Annotated in this window: 16 protein-coding genes and 1 rRNA gene; 13 read left to right on the plus strand and 4 right to left on the minus strand. The window is 38.6% G+C overall.

From position 1 onward, the window contains the following. Positions 1-45: 45 nt before the first annotated feature. Both LJC66_RS02810 and LJC66_RS02815 read right to left on the minus strand, forming a co-directional pair. Positions 46-1434, minus strand: coding sequence for a hypothetical protein (locus LJC66_RS02810; RefSeq protein WP_195695439.1), 1389 nt, complete (start codon positions 1432-1434; stop codon positions 46-48). Between the two features lie 83 nt (positions 1435-1517). After that, positions 1518-2024, minus strand: a complete 507-nt coding sequence (locus LJC66_RS02815) for an antibiotic biosynthesis monooxygenase family protein (RefSeq protein ID WP_025751398.1) — start codon at positions 2022-2024, stop codon at positions 1518-1520. Positions 2025-2209: 185 nt separating this feature from the next. On the opposite strand from LJC66_RS02815, the gene LJC66_RS02820 reads away from it, so the two are divergent. The 5 genes from LJC66_RS02820 to LJC66_RS02840 all read left to right on the plus strand — a co-directional run bounded on the left by LJC66_RS02820 (position 2210) and on the right by LJC66_RS02840 (position 8900). After that, positions 2210-4339, plus strand: coding sequence for a transglycosylase domain-containing protein (locus LJC66_RS02820; RefSeq protein ID WP_230931756.1), 2130 nt, complete (start codon positions 2210-2212; stop codon positions 4337-4339). Positions 4340-4535: 196 nt separating this feature from the next. Further along, the gene (gene hemE / locus LJC66_RS02825) at positions 4536-5579 is read left to right on the plus strand and encodes a uroporphyrinogen decarboxylase (RefSeq protein ID WP_211110576.1); all 1044 of its coding nucleotides are present in this window, start codon (positions 4536-4538) and stop codon (positions 5577-5579) included. Between the two features lie 97 nt (positions 5580-5676). Further along, positions 5677-6609: a ferrochelatase gene (gene hemH, locus LJC66_RS02830; RefSeq protein ID WP_195695437.1), complete on the plus strand. Its 933-nt coding sequence runs from the start codon at positions 5677-5679 to the stop codon at positions 6607-6609. A gap of 137 nt (positions 6610-6746) precedes the next feature. After that, positions 6747-8168 (plus strand): protoporphyrinogen oxidase, encoded by a 1422-nt coding sequence (hemY, locus tag LJC66_RS02835; RefSeq protein WP_025751394.1) that lies wholly within the window; start codon positions 6747-6749, stop codon positions 8166-8168. Positions 8169-8330: 162 nt separating this feature from the next. Beyond that, positions 8331-8900 (plus strand): TetR/AcrR family transcriptional regulator, encoded by a 570-nt coding sequence (locus tag LJC66_RS02840; RefSeq protein ID WP_013081690.1) that lies wholly within the window; start codon positions 8331-8333, stop codon positions 8898-8900. Positions 8901-8952: 52 nt separating this feature from the next. On the opposite strand, the gene LJC66_RS02845 is transcribed toward LJC66_RS02840, so the two are convergent. Next, entirely contained in the window at positions 8953-11121 is a 2169-nt protein-coding gene (locus LJC66_RS02845) for a peptidoglycan D,D-transpeptidase FtsI family protein (RefSeq protein ID WP_230931757.1), read from the minus strand. Between the two features lie 281 nt (positions 11122-11402). Between LJC66_RS02845 and LJC66_RS02850 the strand changes: the two genes are divergently transcribed. The 3 genes from LJC66_RS02850 to LJC66_RS02860 all read left to right on the plus strand — a co-directional run bounded on the left by LJC66_RS02850 (position 11403) and on the right by LJC66_RS02860 (position 16223). Next, positions 11403-12692, plus strand: coding sequence for an ABC transporter substrate-binding protein (locus LJC66_RS02850; protein WP_028410288.1), 1290 nt, complete (start codon positions 11403-11405; stop codon positions 12690-12692). A 149-nt stretch (positions 12693-12841) separates the two neighbouring features. Then, a complete protein-coding gene (locus LJC66_RS02855) occupies positions 12842-14662 on the plus strand; it encodes a cache domain-containing sensor histidine kinase (protein WP_195695435.1) in 1821 nt (606 codons plus the stop codon). Next, the gene (locus tag LJC66_RS02860) at positions 14640-16223 is read left to right on the plus strand and encodes a response regulator (RefSeq protein WP_025751390.1); all 1584 of its coding nucleotides are present in this window, start codon (positions 14640-14642) and stop codon (positions 16221-16223) included. Before LJC66_RS02855 ends, LJC66_RS02860 begins: the two co-directional genes overlap by 23 nt. Before the next feature lie 39 nt (positions 16224-16262). On the opposite strand, the gene yhfH is transcribed toward LJC66_RS02860, so the two are convergent. Continuing rightward, positions 16263-16394 (minus strand): protein YhfH, encoded by a 132-nt coding sequence (gene yhfH, locus LJC66_RS02865; RefSeq protein WP_013055337.1) that lies wholly within the window; start codon positions 16392-16394, stop codon positions 16263-16265. 229 nt (positions 16395-16623) lie between these two features. On the opposite strand from yhfH, the gene LJC66_RS02870 reads away from it, so the two are divergent. The 5 genes from LJC66_RS02870 to LJC66_RS02890 all read left to right on the plus strand — a co-directional run. Beyond that, complete coding sequence (locus tag LJC66_RS02870; protein ID WP_230931758.1) at positions 16624-17355, plus strand: MBL fold metallo-hydrolase; 732 nt, start codon at positions 16624-16626, stop codon at positions 17353-17355. Positions 17356-17370: 15 nt separating this feature from the next. After that, positions 17371-18360, plus strand: coding sequence for a lipoate--protein ligase (gene lplA, locus LJC66_RS02875; RefSeq protein WP_013055339.1), 990 nt, complete (start codon positions 17371-17373; stop codon positions 18358-18360). Positions 18361-18529: 169 nt separating this feature from the next. Beyond that, positions 18530-20059, plus strand: a complete 1530-nt coding sequence (locus tag LJC66_RS02880; protein ID WP_230931759.1) for a fatty acid--CoA ligase family protein — start codon at positions 18530-18532, stop codon at positions 20057-20059. 38 nt (positions 20060-20097) lie between these two features. After that, on the plus strand, positions 20098-20874 hold the full coding sequence (locus tag LJC66_RS02885; RefSeq protein WP_098366831.1) for an enoyl-CoA hydratase-related protein: 777 nt from the start codon (positions 20098-20100) through the stop codon (positions 20872-20874). 410 nt (positions 20875-21284) lie between these two features. Next, positions 21285-21394, plus strand: a 16S ribosomal RNA gene (locus LJC66_RS02890); the annotation flags it as partial.

Genomic DNA, 21394 nt, shown 5'->3' on the forward strand with positions numbered 1-21394 from the left:
AATATATACATATGGCCCCCTTCATAAAAAGAAGGGGGCTTTTGTTTAAACTAAGAACATCGCGACAATTGTTGTAACGACTAATCCAATCGCTACAGGTTTTAAATTACGTCTGGCGAGTTCAAACGGACTGACTCCGCAAATCGCAGCAGCTGGAATCAATGCCCATGGAATCAATGTACCTCCCCCAACCCAAATCGCAGCAATTTGCCCTAAAGCAGTTAGGGTGGCAGCGCCCGATCCTAAAGCAGATGCAAATAAATGAGAGACAGAGCCTACAAGTGAAATGCCTGAAAAGCCTGAACCGTCTAATCCGGTAATAGCTCCTAGAGCAGTTATCGTTACAGTGGCGACCTGTGCGGTTAACGGCACTGTGGAAGCAAGCGCAACGCCTAGGTCATTTACGAGTCCATGTGATCCTTTCGGAAGAAAGTCACCAATGATTTTTGTGAATCCAGCATCTCCTAAATAGAAAAAAGCTGCAATTGGAATAACGGGACCGAATACTTTAAAACCAAACTGCAAGCCTTCAATCAAGTAGGAAGTTGTTTGTTCGAGACCTTTTCCTTTGTGAGCAATAAGTGAAACCACCATTAAAATAAACAAAGCCGTGCCGCCAACGAGAGCAGTCGCATCTCCTCCCTGTAAATGAAGGGCGAACATTGCCCATACGTCTATAGCAAAGAAAAGGGGAACTATAATGGCTAAAGCCCGGCGTATTGAAGAAGAAAGAGGTGTGGACTGGACAGAAGAACTGTTTGTTAACATTGTCGGTTGAGCGTGAATTCTATTGTGCTTCATATCTTGTTTTAAAAAGTAAAAAGCAGAGAGTGTCGTAACAACTCCCATCACAATGACCAGAGGAACACTTGCTTGAACCACCTCGTGAACTGGCAGACCTGCTGCGTCAGCTGTTATCTTAGGAGCAGCTTGAATAACAAAGTCTCCTGAAAGCGCAACGCCGTGGCCGAATAAATTCATCGCTACAGCTACGCCTATAGCTGGAAGCCCTACGCGGATGGCTACTGGTAAAAGCACGGCTCCAAGTAAAGCAACGGCTGGAGAAGGCCAGAAAAAATAGGAGATGGTCATCATAACTAATCCAATAACCCAATAGGCAAGAGCAGGTGTTTTAATGAGGCGAGCAAAAGGTGAAATCATCGATTCATTTATTCCCGTAGCCATTAAGACTTTACTCATAGATACAATAATTGAAATAATTAAAATGGTAGGAAGCAGTTCTGTAATGGCATAAATGAAGCTGGAAAAAACAGCGCTGACGGAGTGGCTTAACGAAGAGGTAGCCGTTAAGGAAAGCAAAAAAATCCCGAGTATACAAAGGATACTCGTATCTCGCCGCATAATCATAAAGCCGATAATGAAGGCGATAAAAAGGACATACATCCAATGAAGAGCTCCAAGCTCTATGCCCATAAAAATTCCTCCCGATAGGTGATGTAGTATACAATATGACGTTTGTGCCTATTGTGATACTCGCCTACTAGGAGGATGTTTACTTATTTAACTACGTGGTATGAGGTCACATAAGAAGGGCGAGAGAAAATCGATGGCTGCTGATCCACGCCTTCTGACGTACCGCGTTTTTTGTGTGCTTCATTATAGGCTTTTGAAGACTGCCAATCGCTAAATGAACTTTCATCTTTCCACCCTGTAAAGATAATGTATGTGTCATTTTGCAGTGGACGAAGCACACGAATAGCTGAGAAGCCTTCTTCATTTTCAATTAAACGAGCTCGTTGGCTAAATCGCTGTTCAAACAAAGGACGGCCTTCATCTGTAACTGAAATATTATTTAGTACAGCAAATCCGCTATCTGCAAGATCTCCAGAAGCATCTAATACTTCATAAGCATGTCCTTCTTTAAAAATTGTATCTCCATCTGTTTCGTGAACTAGTGCAAATTGATCGTCATCTTTGTGAAGCAGTAACAAACGTTCACTCGGATGTTCGTCGATCAACTTCTGAAGGTAAGGGCCTGTTCCGTAAGTAATAAAGATCTTCATGGATTATACTTCCTTTCTAATTGGGAATTGCATACAATTTACAATTGTAAATCATACTAAAATTATAGAATTTTACACACAAAAATTCAAAAATTGTGAACTTCTAATGAAGATGGTAAAGTAAAACATTGATGAAGTTGTTTTCCATATTATCGAAAGTTTAGAGAAAGAAAAGGGGTGGCACGATGTACAAAAAAGGCTTATACGCAATTGCTGCCTTAGTTGGAATTTTTCTATTAGGATTGATTGGATATATTATCATCTTGTTTCTTGGAAACTATGTAATTGATGAGAAAAAGATCGTCATGGACTCGGCTACGAGGTTAGTGGACGAAAATGGAGACGAATTAACAAAGCTCTATGTGAAAAATCGAGACTTGGTTTCAATTGATAAGATTCCAAAGCATGTGCAACAAGCATTTATTTCAATTGAAGACGTTCGTTTTTATGAACACCACGGAATCGATTTTAAATCTATTGGTCGAGCATTATACCGAGATATATTGGCTGGAGGAAGTGTTGAAGGAGGAAGTACTTTAACACAGCAGCTGGCTAAAAATGTGTTTTTATCTAATGACAAAACGCTGCTTAGAAAAACAAAAGAAGTAGTGGTGGCCATTAACTTGGAGCAGCGTTACAGCAAGCAAAAACTGCTTGAAATGTATTTGAACCAAATATACTTTGGACACGGAGCCTATGGAATCCAAGCTGCATCCAAGCTTTACTTCAATAAAGATGTCTCCGAATTAACGGTAGAAGAAGGTGCACTGCTCGCTGCACTGCCAAAAGCACCGAATTCTTATTCTCCTATTTTACATCCAGAAAAAAGTATAGAACGTAGGAATGTTGTGTTAAATGCCATGCAAAGAGCAGGTTATTTATCAGCTGAAAAAAATGTCCGTTTGCAAGGAAGAACGCTGGGGTTGAACGTAAAGGAACAGGCTAAAAACCCAGCTTATTTAACCTATATCGATATGGTCATTCAAGAAGCAGAGAAGAAATACAGCATTTCGGGCAATGAGCTTCTGCGCGGCGGTTATACGGTCAAAGTACCGATGAGTACAAAAGTACAAGAAGCCGCCTACGAGCTGATGAAAGAAAATCGTTATTTTCCAGGTACAGATAACAGTGCCCAAGGTGCTTTTGTATTAGTCGATAACAAAAGCGGAGGAGTTTTATCTGTTATGGGAGGACGAGATTATGTACAAAAATCGCTCAATCGTGTAAATGTCAAAAGACAGCCAGGTTCTACGATGAAACCTATTGCAGTATATGGCCCTGCGTTAGAAGAAGGTCAATTCAAGCCTTATTCTTTGCTGCAAGACAAGCTTAGAAGCTACGGGGGATACACACCTAAAAATGTAGACGGTCAATATGCTAAAAAGGTAACGATGTACGATGCCCTAAAAGATTCTAAAAACGCAGCTGCTGTCTGGACATTGAATCAGCTAGGAGTTGAAACAAGTAAGCAGTATCTCACAAAGCTAGGAGTTCCCTTAGAAGATAAAGGGCTTGCGATTGCTCTTGGAGGATTAAAGGAAGGCGCTACACCGCTTCAATTAGCAGGAGCGTACCGGGCATTTGCTGAAAACGGAGAAAACATCCAACCGTACTTTATTCAAGAAATAAAAGATCAAGACGGAAAAGTAATTGCAAAAGCTGTTCCCGACACTCACAAAGCATTTTCAAAACAAACGGCTTGGTATATGACAAAAATGCTTCAAGGAGTTGTTAAAGAAGGAACGGCAAAAAATGGAGAGTTTAAAGGAGAGTTAGCAGGAAAAACAGGGTCTACTTCGTATACGAATGTTAAAGGAGCCACAAGGGATGCTTGGTTCGTTGGATATACGCCAGATGTTGTAGGAAGCGTGTGGATGGGATATGATTCTACAAATGACCAGCATTATTTAACAAAAGGAAGTTCTTATCCGACTCTATTATTTAAAGACATTCTCACAAGAGCTGGTTACGACGAAGCTGCATTTCAAAAGCCAGCAGGCGTTAAAGATTTGCCAAAACCAATACGCTTAGAGCAAGTTAAAGACTTAAAACAAGAATTAACATTCCATCCATTTGGTTTGCTAACGGTAAATTTATCGTGGACACCTTCACCGGATAAAAGAGCTGTTTATTATGTTTATGAGAAAAAAGGAGATAAAGCGGAAGTAATTGGCAAAGTGAAGGGAAAAGGAGCATTTGAAAAGGAGCGTGTGAATCTGCTCGACAGTCCTACTTATTATGTAGTTCCTTACAATTCCCAAACAGAACAAAAAGGAAAAAAATCCAACGAAGTAACACCTGCTCTTTTTCAATAAAAAAAGGAAGAGTAGGGCGAATTTTTGACATTTTTAGCAGGTGGCTATACAAGTCGTAAAGAAATGGGTATAGTGACAAGTAGAGAATATAACGTGAAACTTTAATCAGTAGAGGAACCGGTATGTTCCTTTGCTGATTATTGTCTGTCTAATCGAAGAAAATACGGATGGAAGACAATCGAGAAAGGTGGAAATTATGAGTCAAGGAACGTTTAACGATACTTTTTTAAAAGCCTGTAGAGGGGAAAAAACGGATCATGTTCCGGTTTGGTATATGCGCCAAGCAGGGCGTTCACAGCCGGAATACCGAAAGCTAAAAGAGAAGTACTCTTTATTTGAAATCACTCATCAGCCGGAGCTTGGGGCATACGTAACACGCCTGCCCGTTGAACAGTACGGAGTGGATGCAGCTATTTTATATAAAGATATAATGTCACCGCTTCCTTCAATTGGAGTGGATGTTGAAATTAAGTCAGGAATTGGTCCCGTAATTTCGAATCCAATTCAATCTTTAAGCGATGTAGAAAAACTAGGAGAAATTACGCCGGAAGAAGATGTTCCGTATGTATTAGATACGATTAAGCTGTTAACAACGGAACAGTTAAACGTACCTCTAATTGGCTTTGCGGGTGCTCCTTTTACAGTGGCAAGCTATATGATTGAAGGAGGACCTTCAAAAAATTACAATAAAACAAAAGCATTTATGTATACGGAACCTAAAGCATGGTTTGCACTAATGGATAAGTTAGCCGATATGACGATTACATATGTAAAAGCGCAAATTGACGCTGGGGCAAAAGCCATTCAAATCTTTGATTCATGGGTAGGTGCTTTAAATGTAGCGGATTATCGTTACTTTATAAAACCTGTTATGGAACGAATTTTCACCTCTTTACGTGGAAAAAATGTACCGCTTATTATGTTTGGAGTAGGGGCAAGTCATTTGGCAAAAGAATGGCATGATCTGCCGCTGGATGTAGTGGGATTAGATTGGCGAACGCAGCTGGATGAAGCACGTGCATTAGGCTTAACAAAAACACTGCAAGGAAACTTAGATCCTGCTATTTTGTTAGCTCCATGGGAAGTTATTGAAGAACGTGTAACAGAAATATTAGATAAAGGGATGGCCAGTCCTGGTTACATCTTTAACTTGGGGCACGGCGTTTTTCCACAGGTTCAGCCGGAAACGTTGAAGCGTTTAACAACCTTTATTCATGAATATTCTGCAAATAGACAATAAATTGTCAAATAATTTGGAGCGCTAAACTTTGAATTTTTCTTTTTATTCATGGCAAAATGAAGACAAGTATTGAATCTAACAAAGAGGTGTCGAACACATGAGTAAAAAAGTAATGGGATTACTTGTAATGGCATATGGAACGCCATATAAAGAAGAAGATATTGAACGTTACTATACACATATCCGCCGCGGACGTAAACCTTCACCGGAAGCCTTAGAAGATTTACAAAACCGCTACGAAGCAATCGGGGGTATTTCACCTCTTGCAAAAATTACGCAACAGCAAATGGAAAGTCTGGAAAAGCGCTTGAATGAAGTACAGGACGAGATTGAATTTAAAGCGTATCTTGGCTTAAAGCATATTGAACCGTTCGTTGAAGATGCAGTAGAAGCGATGCATAAAGACGGGATTAAAGAAGCGGTCAGCATTGTGCTTGCACCTCACTTTTCAACGTTTAGCGTAAAATCCTATAATGGGCGCGCCAAAGAGACGGCTGAAAAATTAGGAGGACCAATCATTCATTCAGTAGAAAGCTGGTACAGTGAGCCAAAGTTCATTCAGTACTGGGCTACACGTGTTAAACAAACGTTTGATTCAATAGACGAAGAGAAACGCCAAAAAGCCGTGTTGATTGTTTCTGCGCATAGCTTGCCAGAAAAAATTATTGCAGCAGGAGATCCATATCCAAATCAGCTTCAAGAAACAGCGGATTTAATTGCACAAGCAGCTGGTATTGAACATTATGAAATTGGCTGGCAAAGTGCCGGAAATACACCAGAACCATGGATTGGTCCGGACGTACAAGATTTAACAAGAGAATTGCACGAAGAAAAAGGCTATACATCGTTCGTGTATACTCCGGTTGGATTTATCGCAGACCACTTAGAAGTACTTTATGATAACGACTATGAATGCAAAGTGGTGACAGATGAAATTGGGGCTGATTATTACCGCCCTGAAATGCCCAATGCACAGCCTGAATTTATCGATGGGTTAGCTACAGTTGTGTTAAAACAGATTGCCCGTTAAGTCAATATAGATTCTTTGTACGTTGAACAGGGATGAAAAGTAACTTATAATCAATATAGAGAAAAGTAAGAAGCGAGCTATGGATTTCCATAATCGCTTCTCTTTATATTGAATTTTACAGAAAAGGCGATGATAACATGACGGATAGACGAAAAAAGGTTGTCATCATCGGTGGAGGAATAACAGGTCTTTCAGCTGCCTATTATTTGCAAAAAAAAATAAAGGATCATCAGCTGCCAATTGATCTTCAACTAATAGAAGCGACGCATCGGCTTGGTGGAAAAATTCAAACGGTCAAACGAGACGGGTATTTATTTGAAAAAGGTCCGGATTCATTTTTAGCGCGTAAGCTAGCTGCTACAAAACTGGCAAAAGAAGTAGGGCTAGGTAGGGAGCTAGTCGGAAATGAAAAAGGAAAATCCTATATTCTAGTAAAAGATACACCGCATGCGCTGCCTGATGGTGCTGTAATGGGGATACCAACCAAGTTATCTCCTTTTATCACAACAGGGTTATTTTCACCTGTTGGCAAGCTGCGCGCAGCAGCTGATTTTTTTATACCGAAGACAAAAAATCAGGATGACCGTTCGCTAGGCGTGTTTTTTAGAAGACGGTTTGGTGATGAAGTTGTTGAAAATTTAATTGAGCCTCTATTATCAGGAATTTACGCAGGAGACGTTGATCGCTTGAGTTTACGATCAACATTTCCACAGTTTTTGCATGCTGAACATAAGTACAGAAGCTTAATTGTTGGAATGAAAAAGCTAAAAGAAATTCACCCACAGCACGGTGATGATTCGGAGTTCAAAAAAAATAGTGTTTTTTTAACATTAAAAGAAGGTCTTCAATCGCTAGTAGATGGGGTAGAAAAAGCAATAGATCCTGATATTATTACAAAAGGAATAAAAGTAGAGAAAATTTATAAAGAAGATACCGCATATGAATTGTCGTTAAATAGCGGGAAAGTAATAAAAGCAGACAGCGTTATTGTAACTTCTCCTCATGCAGCTGCTCAGTCTATGCTTTCGGAATATAAAATATTCGAACCGTTGAAGCATATGCCTTCCACTTCAGTAGCTACTGTTGTGATAGCCTTTGCACAAGAAGCGCTGCAAGACAATCTAGATGCAATGAACATCGCCGTTTCAAGAAATAGCGATTACACGATTACGGCGTGCACGTGGCTGAATAAAAAGTGGCCGCATGCGGTTCCGGAAGGAAAAGTGCTGCTGAGATGTTTAGTTGGACGAACCGGGGATGAAGCTGTAGTGGATCAGCCTGACGATGAAATTTTTAAAATTGTCCTGGAGGATTTGAAGAAGCTCATCACCATTTCTGCTGAGCCCGAATTCTACGCGGTAACGAGATGGAAGCAGTCAATGCCTCAGTATACGGTCGGGCATCACGATATGCTAGATACGATGAACGAACAGCTTGAAAAAGAGCTTGCCGGCCTTTATGTAGCGGGAAGCTCATACGAAGGTCTCGGTATACCGGAATGTGTAGAGCAAGGAGAAGATGTGGCTAAAAAAGCGGTTAAATATGTGCAGCAACTGTAGAAGTGGAGCGATGAATCAATGCTCCGCTTTTTTGTCTACTACCTGTAGAGAAAGGTTATACTAAGAGAAGAGATTGTGGTTGAAAAGCAAAAGAAACTTGTGCTATAGTAAAACCGTACTTGTTGACTGAAATATTCATTTGGTCAGAAAGAAGGGGATAACGTGGCTATAGATCGAAAGCAATCAGTTGTTGATGCAGCGTCAAAATCATTTGCGCTGTTTGGATATAAAGCAACGACTATGGAGCAAGTGGCGAAGCTTGCAAATGTCGGAAAAGGAACGATTTATACTTTTTTTAAAAACAAAGAAGAGTTATTCGATGAAATTGTGACGCGAATGATTCGAGAAATGACAGATGCAGCTGAAACTGTCATTGATAGCAACCGTCCTTTTTTTGAAAATGCCCAAGCAGCTATTTTTCGAATCTTAGAATTCCGCACCGAGCATCAGCTCATGCTGAAGCTGGTACAGGAACAGCAGTTAGGCACTACAGCAGTGCAAGAAGTGCTGGTGCGAGTAGAAGAAGAGATTTTGACTTATATAAAAAACAAAATTGAAATTGCGATTTCTAAAAAAGAAATCAAACCGTGCAACCCGGAGCTCACAGCTTTTTTATTATTTAAAATGTACATTGCACTCGTCTATGATTGGGAAAAACGGCATGAGCCGCTTTCAGAAGAAAAAATTGCTGAATTAATTGAACTATACTTTTTACGCGGTCTGTCTCAGTGAGATAGGCTTTTTTCATAGAAAAAACAAAAAAGGTCTCATGACGAGACCTTTTTTATTGTTCATTATCATCTTTTTTTACGCCGTTTAATTCTGTATTTCCTGTTTTTGCATCTTCTTCTTTTTGCTCTACTTCTTTTTCGCCTTGTTTCTTAAGGTCGAAGTAAGCTTTAATAACTTCACCAGTAACTTGTTTGCTTAATGAATTCGAAGTTCCGGCTACATAAGCAGAAGGAATAACAACCGCTACTGCTACTTCCGGATTATCATAAGGCGCGTATGAAACGAATGTAGAGTTACGTACGCTTACGCCTTTGTTGAAGGTTTCAGCTGTACCTGATTTACCAGCAATGTTGTATTTTGCATATGCTGTACCGTTTCCTAGAGCTCTACCAGTTCCATTTGTGACTACGCGACGGAAACCTTGTTTAACAATTTCAATTTCTGATTGGCTCATCGTAATACGATTTAACACTTCCGGTTCAACAGAACTTTGAATACTTCCTTTTAGCTCGCTATCAAGCTCAGGCTCGCGGATTTCTTTTACTAAGTGCGGTTTCATGCGATATCCACCGTTAGCAATCGTTGAGATGTACTGAACAAGCTGAAGCGGTGTGTACGTATCATACTGTCCAATACCAAAATCCAGTGCTTTACCTGGTTCGTTTGTTACGGTATTACGAATACCCGTTGATTCGTTTTCTAATTCGATGCCCGTTGAAATTCCAAGACCAAACTGGCTATAGTATGAGCGCAGCTTGTTAAAGATAGACGGTGGAATGTTCAGTTTACCGCCAGGGCGGTACGTTTCACCAGCCATGCTCATAACCGTGCGGTACATGAACACGTTTGATGATTGTTCCAAAGCTTTTTGAATACCTGTTGCTCCAATTGGGTGAGACGATTTTTTAATTGTTCCTCCAGCAAACTTCATCGGCGCATCGTAAAAAACCGTACCGGGCTGAATAGCCCCTGAATCAAGTCCTGCTAGAACGGTCGCTCCTTTAACTGCGGACCCTACTTCATAAGAAGTTGTCATGTTACCAAGAGCAAAGTCTTGTACTTTACGTGCCCCGGTTTGCTTATCAGTAACAAGCTGTTTTCCGCCCATCGCTAAAATGTCTCCCGTGTGAGGGTCCATCATAATAGCAAACGCTCGGTCCATTAATCGTGTTCCTCTGTCTCCAGAAGTGACAGCTTTTGTTAAAGCATCTTCGACTTGCTTTTGCAGCTCCATATCAATTGTTAAAATTAAGTCACTGCCGCGCTGACCTTCTGTAACGGTCTCTTGGCTAACTAAGTTGCCAGAGCGGTCCGTTATGTTTTGCACGCGAGCTTTTTGACCGCGAAGAACGTCTTCGTACTGCTTTTCTAAATAACTTTTTCCTACTCGGTCGTTACGGCTGTAGCCGTGGGACAAGTAGTACTGTAAGTTTTCGCTTGGCAATCCTTCATCTGCCGATGTGATTTTACCAAGCAGCGTGCTAAGTAAGCCATCGTATGTATACATACGGTCCCAGTAAGTTGTTGTATCAACGCCTGGCAAGTCACCCAGCTGCTCACTAATAACGGCAAGCTCTTTATCTGTTAAGCCGCTTTTAATAATTTGAGCAGTTAACGCGTAGCCGCCTTCCATCTTGCTTTTAATAGCAATCACTTCAAGGTCATCTTTCACCGATAAAAGTTCGTTTTTGGTGATGCGCTTCAGCTGAAGAGGATACAAATCATCTTCAGAAAGCTGACCTTCTTTTACTTTTTGCTTATCTGCTGCGGTAATTTTTTTCGCAGCTGCTTTTGGATGAGTTGCAATCCAATAATCTTTTAAGTCGCGTTCTGTTAGCTTAATCGTATTTTTATCTTTCTTTTTATCCGATTTGCCAAACACGTCTGTTGTAACAGGAACATCAATAAGAGTGGCAAGCTTTTTAGCTACTTTTAGCTTGTCTTCTTGAGTGACGCCCTTCAAACGCGTGTACGTGACAGCGTTCAACGGTTTATTATCCACGATAACGCGGTCATAGCGGTCTAGCATCTTTCCGCGAGGAACCGGTGAATCTACCGTTTCATCTTCTGTTTTTTCAACTTCTCGTTTATAGTTCTCTCCGTACACGATCTGTACGAAGCCTAATCGTAAAATGAGTGCAGAAAAAAGCAGGAAAACCACAATAAACAGCCAGTTAATTCGAAATGAGACATGTGTTTTTTTGCGCTTTTTAGTTTTCATGTAAACCCCTTCACTTTGTTTATACAAGTTAAAAAAATTCATAAATTTTCTTATGAATCTATCACTCTACATATTAACATAATTTTGTCTATAAATGTTATTAGGTGGAATAAAACAGCCAAAAAATTTATAGAAATTTTGGCGGAAGAAGAGAGACCTGTCGAAGGGTGCTGAAGGGGGTTGTTCAATATTTTCCACTCGGTTGTTCAATATTATTACCTGTTCAAATGTCCTAGAATCGGTAAAATAAAGAGAGATAGATATCAAGGGGGGCAAAACGAATGAAAATGAAAAGGCTTTCAATAATGTCTGGCGTGTTAGCAACATCACTTTTATTTGCGACAGCATGTTCAAACTCAGGTACGGATTCAAAAGCAAGTAAATCAACAGGATCAGGTGATCAAGTTGTTATTGATATGTTCCAGTTCAAAGTGGAAATTGCAGATCAGCTGAAAGAATTAACGGATGAATATACAAAAGAACATCCAAACGTAAAGTTTAACATCCAAACAGTCGGCGGAGGCGCGGACTATGGTGCAGCATTAAAAGCACAGTTTGCCTCTGGAAATGAACCTGATATCTTTAACAATGGAGGGTTCCAAGAAGCGCAAACGTGGAAGGATAAATTGGAAGATTTATCTGATCAGCCCTGGGTAGATAATCTGTATGATATCGCCAAAGAACCGATGACAATGGACGGGAAAATTTATGGTCAGCCGCTAAACTTAGAAGGTTATGGTTTTATTTATAATAAAGATTTATTTGAAAAAGCAGGCGTTAAAGAATTACCTAAAACGCTATCAGAATTAGAAGCAGCTTCTAAGAAGCTTAAAGCAAAAGGCATTACGCCATTTTCTAATGGATACGGCGAGTGGTGGGTGCTAGGTAACCACTTATTTAATATTCCAATGGCACAGCAAGATGATCCAGATGCGTTTATTAAAGGTCTAAACGAAGGAAAAGCAAAATTTGAAGGCAATGAAACGTTTAAACAATTTATGAATCTGTTCGATTTAACGTTAAAGTATGGAAATAAAAATCCACTAACGACAGACTACAATACACAAGTTACTCAATTTGCTTCTGGTGAAACAGCAATGATGCAACAAGGTAACTGGACGGTAAATATGATTACGAAAATTAATCCGGACATGAAAATGGGCTTTATTCCAATGCCGATCAGCAACGATGCAAAGAAAAATGATAAACTAGCAATCGGAGTTCCAAATAACTGGGTAGTGAACAAAAATGCGCCAGATGCAGATAAAAAAGCAGCGAAGGAATTCTTAAATTGGATGGTTTCTTCTAAAGAGGGTCAAAAATTCTTAGTTGAAAAGTTCAAGTTCATTCCAGCGTTCAAAAACATCGATGGAAAAGGAATCGATTCTTTATCTGATGATATCTTAAAATATTCTGAAGAAGGTAAAACATTATCTTGGAACTGGTTTAAGTATCCGGAAGGAACGGTTCAAGAAGTCGGCGCAGCAATGCAGTCTTACGCAGGCAAGCAAATGACGGAAGAAGAGTTTATGAAGAAATTAGATACAATTTGGGCAAAAATGAAAAAATAAACAAAAAGTCCGCGTGGAAAACGCGGACTTTTTGATGTGAAAAAATAGTTGGTTAGATTCATAGCTATGAAAAAATAATAGTCAATTGAAAGCGCTTTTAATGTATAATAATAGTCATAATGTATGACATTAGTCAAAGGAGGTTATTTGTGAAAGGCTGGAGCATACGCAAGAAATTAATTTTGTTTTTCTTATTCGCAACAGTTATTCCATTTTTAATTTCAACGATTTTTACGTATCAGTACACCAAAGAAACGGTTAAGAATCGATTTATTTCTACCAACTATCAAGTTATTAAAAACGGAAGCAATGATTTGAGCGATTACTTAAATGAAATTGCTAATATTACAAAAAGGCTGTACGGCTATCACCCATTTATTAAGGTGTTAGATGAAGGTGTATCAAGTGACTTAGGAGCCAATCAGCTGGAAATATCACGAACTCTTCTTTATTTATATAATACTCGTCCAGAGATTGAACAGCTCCATCTTTACATTGAAAACGGGCATGACTCGTATACAGCTTATAATTCGAAAGTGAGCAGCAGAGGGAAGTACGATAACATTTACACTCAGCCTTACTATTCTTATTTAAATAAAAATCATAAATTTCTTGTGATTGAGCCCACCCATGAAATTTATAGCTACAATAATTTATCAACGTTAATTGATTCACTTCCGAATCAAGTTATTAGCTTTCATCAGCGGATTGATGAGATTCCATCAGACAAGTTGTTAGCTTATCTATCTTTAGACATTAATATGACACAAATCCAATCTATATCGCAGCGTCTATATAATGAAGAGTCAGAAGATTTTTATTTAATGAACAACAAAGGGAAGGTTTTGTATTCCTCTGATTCAAGGGTTATTGGAAAAAATGAAAACTACGCGTGGATGAAGGCGCTCACTTCTCAAAAAGGCCATAGCATGGAATGGGAAGATAAAAGCTTCTCAGGCGTATTAATGTATGAAAAGCTTAAACAGCCCTTTGAGGACTTGTACATTGTGAAACGAATTCCTTACAGTGTTTTATATGAGGATGCAAGAAAGACAGCACTTATGAATGTATTAATTGGCCTGCCGTTTCTGTGTATGCTCGTTATCGCTACGCTTTTTATATCAGTACGTTTTACACAGCCGATTAACGTATTGATTCGCAATATGAAAGAAGTGGAAAAAGGATCATTTGAGGTGCGGTTTAAGTCGCTCGGAAACGATGAATTTGGTGTTTTAGGAAGGCATTTTACCTCTATGGTAGAAACAATTAATGACTTGATTGAACGTAAATTTCGATTGGAATTAGAAAATAAATCAACGCAGCTAAAAGTGCTGCAGTCACAAATTAATCCGCATTTTTTATACAACGCATTTCAATCGATTGGAACTCTTGCTCTTAAGCATAAAGCAGTTGAAGTATATTCTTTATTAACCTCACTTTCCCACATTATGCGTTACAGCATGAATATGAAAGAGGATATCGTTAGCTTAAAGCAAGAAGTCGATCACGTAAAAGCTTTCTTAAGTCTGCAAAAGCAGCGATTTGGTTCAAAGTTTGAGTATGAGTTAAATATCGAAAAAGAGGCAGAGCTTATGCGAATACCGAAAATGATTTTGCAGCCTCTTGTTGAGAATTCTTTTAAGCATGGATTTGAAACCCGCACAGGAAGCGGAAAGCTGTTGATTTCAGCTGAGTTGAGCGGTGAAGAACTGATTCTAACTGTTTCTGATAACGGAAAAGGGATAGGGCAACAAGAGTTGAATCAATTAAAAATGAGACTTCAGCAATCGTATAATCAAACAGATGAGCATATTGGGTTGCAAAACATTTATGAACGACTTCGCATCTACTATGGAGATCATGCTTCAATGCAAATTAGCAGTCAAGAAAATCACGATTTTACCGTTGTCATAAAGCTAACAACAATTGAAGAAAAGAGGGATAGTGATGAAAGTATTAATCGTGGATGATGAAGAGCATGTAAGAGAAGGAATAAAGCTGCTTGGACAGTGGGAAGAGCATGAAATTACAGATGTGATAGAAGCTGATAGCGGTGAGCAAGCGATTGCGCTTATCGAGGATCACGGACCGGAAATCATTTTTACTGATATGAAGATGCCTAATATCGATGGAATCGCTTTGTTGGAGTGGATTAAAGAGAATTCGCCTTCTAGCAAAACGATTGTGGTAACAGGGTATGATGACTACCACTATATGCGTAAAGCTATTCATTTTGGAAGTACGGATTATATTCTAAAGCCAGTAGATCCTTCGATTTTAAACGATACGCTTGTACGAGCTGTAACCCAATGGAAGAAAGAAGAAGAGTCCAGAAAAGTCCATAATAGCAGCTATCGTTTAATCAATGAAATGAAGCCGATTTATCGAGATCGAAAACTGACGCAGTTAATGAACAATTATTTGCTAAATCAATCAATCTATGAAGAGTTTGGTTTCCATCTGACTAGAGAATATGAAGTGGGAATTGTACGTGTAGATGAATCTATCATTCGTTCTTTTGGCGGTGACCGGGATTTAGCCTATTTTTCAATTTTAAATGTAATCAATGAAATGCTGATGGCAGAAGAAAATGGGGTAGCCTTCCGTTATTTATCAAATAAGTGGGAAATTATCATTATATTTTGGAATGATTTTGAACGCATAACCTCTTTGCTGACGACTTTACATACAGCCATTCGCCGTACGTTAGACGTGAGCTGTCGGATTGCAAGAGGGTGCAAAGTTTCTTCTATTGATCAGCTAATGAAATCCTATGAAGATGCGAAAAATTCGCTTTTATTAAGCAATGTTCTTGATCAAAATAAAGTGAAGGTCTACGGCGAGCAAGACGTTTTAGCAAGTGCTTTATTAATAAATATGATGGATTATAACAGTAAAATTGAAGAAGCGCTGCAAGTCGGGAAGTTTGAAGCCTTTTTGCCGGTATTCAACGAAATTATCACAGCTTTTGAAGCGCAAAATTATCTCTCATTAAAGCAAATTCTGCATTTTGAGCAGGAATATCAGCTGTTAAGCCAGCATTGGTTAAAAAGGTATCACATTCCTTATACGATAAATAACGGCCCTGAATATGTCCTTTCTTTTTTCTATAACCAGGATGGGCAGTTTCAGCTAGCAAAGTATGTAGAGAGAAAGAAGCGTGAAGTAAAGCGCTTTTTAAAAGTAGTAAAAAGGTATAGCAAGCAAAACAATCGCGACGTTATTTATGAGATCGAACAATATTTGCAGCAAAATTTTCATCGAGATGTGAAGCTTCAAGAGATATCGGAACGTTTCTATTTAAGCCGTGAATACATTTCGAGGAAGTTTAAGCAAGAATTTCAAGAAAACATTTCAGATTATATGGTGAAAGTCAGAATGAATAAAGCCAAATCCCTTTTACTAAATGAAGAACTAAAAATCTATGAAATTGCGAATATGATTGGATATCATGATGATAAATACTTTCGAAAAGTGTTTAAAAAAGTAGAAGGCATTACGCCAAACGAGTATCGCAGTTTGACCGTATAAAAAAAAGCTGAAACTGTTTTATAACAGTTTCAGCTTTTTTTATTTCATGATATCTAGACAGTGATCGCATTTATTTCCATAGCACTCATGCTGTTCCTCGATGTCGTTTCCGCATTCTACGCACTTTTTATTGGGTAATCTTTTGAAAAATTCAGTCATTTTTTCTAACATTTTAAATCCCCTCCGTTGTTTTTTGTTACTAACATTGTATTATAACAGATGATAAAATGTCAATTATGTTTTATAACAATTTAGCCTATTTTGCTATTCTAAGTGGTTATTTGTTATATAACAATGAGTTATTTTGATAAAATGGCCGAAACGAGTGCCTTTCAGTTAGTTTTCAAAAAAAAGTAGGGTATACTGAACGTAATAAAAATAGTACGAAAGGGTGATTAAAATGAAAGTAACTGTTATTGGTTTTTGGGGAGGATATCCAGCTGTTTCAGAGGCTACTTCTAGCTATTTAGTGGAGCACGATGGTTTTAAGCTGCTTGTCGACTGCGGAAGCGGTGCATTGGCTCAGCTGCAAAAATATGCAAAGCCAGAAGAAATAGATGCTATGATTTTATCTCATTATCATCATGATCACGTGGCTGATGTCGGAGTATTTCAATATGCACGCCTCATTCAGACTCATCTAGGTAACGCTGTTAAGGAACTTTCTATTTACGGACATACATATGATCAGGAAAGCTTCAACAAACTTACTCATAAAGGAATTACTAAAGGGGTAGAGTATGATCTGAGTCAAAAACTTGAAGTTGGGCCTTTTACCATCGAATTTATGAAAACGAAACATCCAGTCGTTTGTTATGCCATGAGAATAAGCGCCGGCAATCAAACTGTCGTGTACACAGCGGACTCTAGTTATTTAGAAGAGTTTGTTTCCTTCTCAGAAGAAGCAGATCTTCTTATTTGTGAATGTAATTTTTATGCCAATCAAGATGGAAGAGGCGCTGGACACATGACAAGTACAGAAGCCGGTACACTTGCTTCAAAAGCAAGTGTCAAACACCTCATGCTTACTCACCTTCCGCACTATGGAGACTATCAACAGCTAGTAGAGGAAGCCGCTGCTCATTATAGAGGTACGCTTACGTTAGCTGAATCAGGATATGTATGGGAATAACAAGGAGGAAAATGAATGTTATTTATTGATAATCAAAAAAACTATGATCCCCGAATTAACTTAGCAATTGAAGAGTATGCGCTCAAGCATCTAGACATTAATGAGACATATCTGCTGTTTTATATTAATGAACCTTCTATTATTATTGGGAAAAACCAGAACACCATTGAGGAGATTAATACAAAATATGTTGAAGATCAGCAAATTCATGTAGTGAGACGTCTGTCTGGAGGCGGTGCCGTTTATCATGATAAAGGAAATTTAAACTTCAGCTTTATTACGAAAGACGATGGAAATAGCTTTCATAATTTTAAAAAGTTTACCGAGCCGGTCGTGGAAGCGTTAAAGAAATTAGGAGTTAATGCTGAGCTAAGCGGACGAAATGATTTAATGGCCGAAGGACGGAAAATTTCTGGAAATGCTCAGTTTTCAACGAAAGGGAGAATGTTCAGCCATGGAACTCTTCTTTTTGATTCAGAGATTGAAAACGTCGTATCAGCGTTAAAAGTAAAAAAAGATAAAATTGAATCCAAAGGCATTAAGTCTATTCGAAATAGAGTAGCAAATATCAGCGAATTTTTAGAACAGAAAGTAACGGTGGAAGAGTTTAGAGAAATGCTGCTTCGATATATCTTTGACGGAGAAGAAAATATAACAGAATATAAACTAACGGAAAAAGATTGGGAAACGATTCATCAAATTTCTAAAGAGCGCTATCAGTCATGGGATTGGAACTATGGAAAATCACCTAAATTTAACTTACAGCACTCTCACCGCTTTCCTGTGGGACAAATTGACGTTCGTTTAGAAGTGAATAAAGGAAAAATCGATGCTTGCACCATTTACGGAGATTTCTTTGGAGTGGGGGATGTCCAGGAAGTGCAGGAAAAATTAACAGGTGTTCGTTATGAAAAAGCTTCTATTGAACAAGCCTTAGAAGATATCGATATTCCACATTATTTTGGTAATATTACAAAAGAAGAGTTTGTTGAATTAATCTATTAAGAAAAAAGTCTGCTATATCAGGCTTTTTTTCTTTTTAAACAGATGAGTCTTGTCAATAGAACAGCAGTAACATTATAATAGAATAGAAGAAGTAAGAATTTTTACATTATTATGACTTAATAATGAATGGTTGTTCATTCATTCGTTATTAAAAGGAGGAAGTTATGAGATGAATTTGTCAGCACAGCTTCATAAAACAGCTGAGCAATTTCCGCAAAAATCGGCATATGTTTTTATGGACCAGGAAACATCTTATGCAAATCTTGATGCATCGGTATCTAAGTTTGCTAATGGTCTGAAGCAATTAGGTGTAAAAAAAGGAGATCATATCGCTTTGATTGTCGGCAACTCTCCTCATTTTGTTGTTGGATTGTACGGTGCTCTTCGAGTAGGAGCTACTGTTATACCCATTAATCCTATTTACACAGCGGATGAAATTAGCTACATGCTTCAGGATGGAGATGTAAAAGCAGTTATTGCGGTTGATTTACTTTTCCCTATTTTAAAGAAAATCATTGGAAATACTCCATTTTTGGAACACGTTATCTTATGTGAAACGACAGATACAGTGGAAAATATACCTTCTTATTTTCACACGTTTTCGCAAGTTGTAAACAGAGGGGAAGCTACATATGATTTTCTGGAGTTAAAAGAAGAAGATGTGGCCATCATTCTGTATACGTCAGGAACGACTGGAAAACCAAAAGGAGCTATGCTTACACATAAGAATATTTATTCAAATGCTCAAGACGTAGCAGATTATTTAAGTATAAATGGGAATGACCGAGTCGTAGCTGCTTTGCCGATGTTTCACGTATTTTGTTTAACTGTTTCATTGAATGCGCCTTTAATGAATGGAGGAACGATATTAATTGAACCAAAATTCAGTCCATCTTCTATATTTGAATTAATTCAAAATCGACAAGCGACTATTTTTGCCGGCGTTCCCACAATGTATAATTTCTTACTTCAGCATGACAAAGGGAAAAAAGAGCACTTTCACACGGTAAGGCTTTGTATATCAGGCGGGGCATCAATGCCGGTGGCACTTCTAACCAATTTTGAACGTAAGTTTGGGGTAATGGTAGCAGAAGGGTATGGATTATCTGAGGCTTCTCCTGTGACGTGTTTCAATCCGATTGACCGAGAGAGAAAAGCCGGTTCTATAGGCACATCTATTATGAATGTTGAAAATAAAGTGGTAAACGAACTAGGAGAAGAAGTAGAAGTAGGACAAGTCGGCGAACTTATCGTCAAAGGCCCTAACGTGATGAAAGGGTATTACAAGCTTCCAGAAGACACGGAATATGCTCTCCGAAATGGTTGGCTGTATACAGGTGACTTAGCAAGAATGGATAAGGAAGGTTATTTTTATATCGTTGACCGTAAAAAAGATTTAATTATTGTAGGAGGATATAATGTTTATCCTCGCGAAGTAGAAGAAGTGCTATATGCGCATCGGGATATTGTAGAAGTGGCTGTTATCGGAGTCCCTGATCCTTCTTTAGGTGAATGTGTGAAGTGTTACGTGGTTTGCAATAATCAAGAGATAACGGAAGAGAAGCTTATTGCCTACTGCAAAGAGCACCTTGCTAAATATAAAGTGCCAAGTGAAATTGAATTTTTAAAAGAACTTCCTAAAAATACAACGGGAAAAATTTTACGGCGTGCACTGAAGCAACAAGTATCCCAGGAGTGATAAAATGAAAGCGATTCCAATTTGGAGGTGGTAAAAGAATGTCATCTATTTCTTATGAAATGAAGGGACATGTCGCCCATGTGATACTGAACCGTCCGGAAGCGATGAATGCTTTTAATTACGATATGCTTAAAGAATTGGAAGAAGTAATTGAAGGAATTCGTACTCAAAAAGATATTCGAGTTGTGACGTTTAAAGGAGCAGGTGAAAAGTCTTTTAGTGTAGGGGCCGATTTAAAAGAACGTAAAACCCTCTCTGATCAAGAGGTAAAGCGCAATATTTACAAAATAGGAGAAGTGTTTTCGAAGATAGAGCAGCTTCCTCAGCCAACGATAGCAATCATCAATGGATATGCATTTGGAGGAGGAATGGAGCTGGCTTTAGCATGTGATTTCCGGATTGCTTCAACCGAAGCGCTTATGGGTTTAACGGAAACAAGCTTAGCGATTATACCAGGCGCAGGAGGAACACAGCGTCTCCCTCGGTTAGTTGGAGAAGCAAAAGCAATGGAACTAATTTTAACAGCTCAGCGTCTCTCAGCATCAGAAGCGAAAGAATGTGGTCTAGTAACGAAGGTGGCTCCCGGATATGAAATAGAAGAAACAATAGATATTTTTATCTCTCTTTTATTGAAAAATGGGCCAATTGCGCTTCAGCAAGCAAAATTTGCTATCAAAGAAGGAATGAAGGCCGATTTGCAGACTGGTTTGCAAATTGAACGAAAAGCATATGAGTTAACGATTCCGACAGAAGATCGTCTAGAGGCGCTTCAAGCATTTGCTGAGAAAAGAAGACCTAGTTTTAAAGGGAAATAAGAAAGGGCTGTCTAATGGACAGCTCTTTTTTATTTTCTTCTATAAGAATAATAAAAAAGAATATGTAAAAACGCAGGAACAAAGAAGGCAAAGTTACAGCTGGCTTTTGCCTATAATATTTACTATAAGGCGGTGCAGTAGTCATTGTTCAAGTCTATAAATAATAGTTTTTAATTTTTTCTTTAAAAACCGTTGACTTTAGTTAAAATATATTTTATTATTATAAAGCGTCGTTGAGACATACTGTTAACAACGAAGCTAAAAAAATAATTTTAAAAAGTTGTTGACATTACGTTGAAAACTTGATAAGATTATAAAGTCGCTTAAGAGCGGCGGTTGAACTTTGAAAACTGAACAAAGCGACAAACGTCAACGTTAAATTTTATTTTTAAATGAGCAAGTCAAACATTTCTTCGGAGAGTTTGATCCTGGCTCAGGATGAACGCTGGCGGCGTGCCTAATACATGCAAGTCGAGCGAACTGATTAGAAGCTTGCTTCTATGACGTTAGCGGCGGACGG

It is taken from the genome of Priestia sp. TSO9 (assembly GCF_021029645.1).
GTDB classification, from domain to species: domain Bacteria; phylum Bacillota; class Bacilli; order Bacillales; family Bacillaceae_H; genus Priestia; species Priestia megaterium_E.